This is a genomic window from Cellvibrio sp. (assembly GCF_053579595.1).
In genome coordinates, this window is sequence record NZ_JBRFPI010000456.1 from 1 (window position 1) to 3,290 (window position 3,290).

At 45.7% G+C, this 3,290-nt stretch carries 4 protein-coding genes and 1 pseudogene; all 5 read left to right on the top strand.

Features of this window, described 5'->3' with window-relative positions; translation table 11 throughout:
• Positions 1 to 224, top strand: a pseudogene (locus ACWA6V_RS19585) (hypothetical protein); the annotation flags it as partial.
• On the top strand, positions 208 to 540 hold the full coding sequence (locus tag ACWA6V_RS19590; RefSeq protein WP_449524069.1) for a cupredoxin domain-containing protein: 333 nt from the start codon (positions 208 to 210) through the stop codon (positions 538 to 540). The pseudogene ACWA6V_RS19585 and the gene ACWA6V_RS19590, both read left to right, overlap by 17 nt.
• Before the next feature lies 1 nt (position 541).
• Positions 542 to 1,363, top strand: coding sequence for an FTR1 family protein (locus tag ACWA6V_RS19595; RefSeq protein WP_449524070.1), 822 nt, complete (start codon positions 542 to 544; stop codon positions 1,361 to 1,363).
• Positions 1,356 to 2,054: a hypothetical protein gene (locus ACWA6V_RS19600; RefSeq protein WP_449524071.1), complete on the top strand. Its 699-nt coding sequence runs from the start codon at positions 1,356 to 1,358 to the stop codon at positions 2,052 to 2,054. Before ACWA6V_RS19595 ends, ACWA6V_RS19600 begins: the two co-directional genes overlap by 8 nt.
• A 67-nt stretch (positions 2,055 to 2,121) precedes the next feature.
• Positions 2,122 to 3,192: a polysaccharide deacetylase family protein gene (locus ACWA6V_RS19605; protein ID WP_449524072.1), complete on the top strand. Its 1,071-nt coding sequence runs from the start codon at positions 2,122 to 2,124 to the stop codon at positions 3,190 to 3,192.
• Positions 3,193 to 3,290: the final 98 nt, after the last annotated feature.

The window sequence follows — 3,290 nt, forward strand, 5'->3', positions numbered from 1 at the left end:
GTCACAACTCAAAAACACCTGGCTGTGGTCTAGGTTTATCTATTGTGCAGCAAGTCGTTGATTTACATGCTGCACATATTGCGTTGACCCAATCGCGCTATGGTCAGGGGTTGTTGGTGATGGTGACCTTTGCAGCTAGCACGGTAACCGGTAACGACGTACAACATCTTCCGCATAATAAATTACTTGATCACAAGGCCGCGACCAATGAAACCAATAATTAACCGCATAGCATTCATGTGTCTATTTTTCTGCGCTATTGTCCGCGCAGAAGTGCCGACCTTTACGATTGAAATACGCGACCATTTATTTTTCCCGTCGCAGCTGATTATTCCGGCGAACACCAAAGTGAAACTGATTATCATCAATCGCGATGCCACGCCGGAGGAATTTGAAAGTTACGAACTCAACCGCGAAAAAGTGATTATGGGCGGAGCTAAAGCGATAATTTTTGTTGGCCCATTAGTGCCGGGCGACTATCCTTTTTTTGGGGAATTTAATCCAAAAACTGCTCAGGGCATTATTCGGGTGGAGAACTAATATGCTCGATGCCGTTTTGCTGATATTGCGCGAAGTGCTTGAAGCAGCGCTGATTCTCAGTTTGCTTTTAGCGCTCAGCAATAAATTACAACTGAGTTATCGCTGGAGTTTTTTTGCGCTACTTGCCGGTGTTGCAGGTTCATGGCTGCTCGCGCATTACGCCTATGACATTGCCGACGCGATGGAAGGTACCGGGCAAGAATTATTGAATGCCGCGCTTTATTGCGCTGTGATACTTAGTGTGATCCTGCTTGGCATACTGATTTTACCGCTTGCATTTGCTCCGGTGAAAAACATCTCACCCGCCCGCAATGTCGCTCTTAATCAGCACAGATTGCTCTACCTATTGTTTATTATCATCTTCAGCTTTTCGCTGATGCGCGAAGGCGCCGAGATTTGGATTTACCTTTCTGCTTTCGATCATAAAGCCGAGGCCATGTCGTCTGCACTCATTGGAGCTGCCGTGGGTGCAGGCATAGGTATGAGTTTGGGCGCTATCATCTACTATGTATTTGCCTTTCTAAGCAGGACATATTTTTTACCTATTTTTATCACTGTTATCACTTTGCTGGCAGGTGGTTTGTCCATGCAAGTTGCAAAACAATTAATGCAAATTGGCTTGCTCGACTCGGATGCTCCGCTGTGGGACAGCTCATTTTTAGTCAATGAGCATTCTTGGTTGGGCGAGTTACTTTATGCATTGGTGGGGTACGATTCCCGCCCTACACCGATTCAGGGAATTTTTTATCTGTTAACAATCGCACCCATTTTATTTGCCTCTATTTGGCATGCATGGCGTTTGCGGGGCAATGCACATGAATAAATATGTTATCAGCAGTGCGCTCTTATTCGCCGCACTTGGCACGACACAGGTTCAAGCGGAGATGAACCGCGTATATCACCCCTATGTAGAGCAGAATGAGCGCGAATTGGAATATGGTTTTGTCTTGCGCGACCTTGGCGGCGACGAGGTTTTATTAAATCGCGCGGGAATGGGCTATACATGGAACGATAAGCTATTTACGGAGGTGTATTTGTTGACCGAATCCCTCACCCATGAAGGAGAACAAATTCGCGGCTATGAAGCAGAAGTGAAATGGCAAATCACCGAGCAGGGCGAGTACTGGGCAGATTGGGGCTTGTTATTGGAAGTCGGTACCGCAAAGGATATCAACAGCCATGAATTTGCAGCAGGCATTTTATGGGAAAAAGAATTGACAAGCCGTTGGGTGGCAACCGCGAACGCAATAGCCGAATACGAATACGGCAGCGATATTGAAGATGAGTTTGAAACTGCCCTGCGTGCCCAGCTGCGCTACCGCTACAGCATCGCATTTGAACCTGCAATGGAGTTTTATCTGGATGATCAGGATTGGGCCGCAGGCCCTGCCTTAATGGGCACAGTGAAATTATCTGGCCGCAAGCAAGTACGCTGGGAGTTGGGGCTGTTGTTTGGCCTGGATACAGACACACCGGAAACCAGTTTGCGTGGTGGCATTGAATTTGAGTTTTAACTATGGCTTTGCATTATAATTATTTCAACTTTATCGTAAGTTACGCTCACGGGATTATTTATCTTTCATGAAAACTATTTTTTATTTAATCCTGTTATTGCCTGCATTGCTGCTTGCGCATAGTAGCCGAGCTGCAGTCGTGATTTTGTACCACCATGTCAGCGATACCACACCCAAATCCACCAGTATCAGCCCCGCCCATTTTGAAGCGCAGATGGATTATCTGGAAAAAAATAATTTCAAGATTGTACCGCTGCTGGAACTTACCGAAAAGTTGCGCAAGGGCGAAATCCTTCCGGATAAAACTGTCGCGATCAGTTTTGATGATTCTTATGTGTCGGTATATGACTCCGCCTTTCCCCGTTTAAAAAAGCGCGGCTGGCCATTCACGTTTTTTGTTAATACCGATTCAGTCGGCACCGGGAAAGTATTTGTCACTTGGGATCAACTGCGTGAGATGTCAAAACACGGCGTGACAATTGCGAACCATACCACTCGGCACAATCATTTGCCGCGCCGCGAAAAAAATGAAACGTTAAAACAATGGCGCACACGTATCGCCGTGGAAATTTCCAGTGCGAAACAGAAAATTGAACAGGAAATTGGCAAGGCCCCTAACATACTTGCTTATCCTTTTGGTGAATATGATGTGGATGTACAGCAGATCGCCAAGAAGCTCGGCTATATCGCGTTTGGACAACAGTCGGGCGCGCTCTATGAAAAGGGGGATTTACAATCTGTTCCGCGTTTTCCTTTTGGCGGCAGTTTTACCGAGCTCGATGATTTCATTATGAAAGTCAACACGCGTCCGATGCCTATAAAAACAGTAAATTTTTATAGCGATAAAAAAACACAGCAAGAAAATCTGATTGTAAAAGCGGATGCTAAACCCTGGTTGGTGTTGGAGTTAGACGACCTTGGCTTGCTGAAAAAAATAAATTGCTTTGCCACCGGACAGGGGGCAATCACCACTGAAATTATTGATAATAAACTCTGGGTACAAGCCAAACAACCGCTCAAATCCGGGCGCACTCGCTACAACTGCACTGCCTATGCGGGCGAAAAAGGGCGATTTTTTTGGTATACCCAGCAATGGTTGGCAACCGATAAAAATGGCGAGTGGAGCTACAGCGATTAATTAATATTGTGCATCTCTCTATCTGTTTAAAATGGTTTGTCTGCAAAAAAAACGGAACCCATCAGGTTCCGTTTTTTATCATCCCACTGTCAATCAGA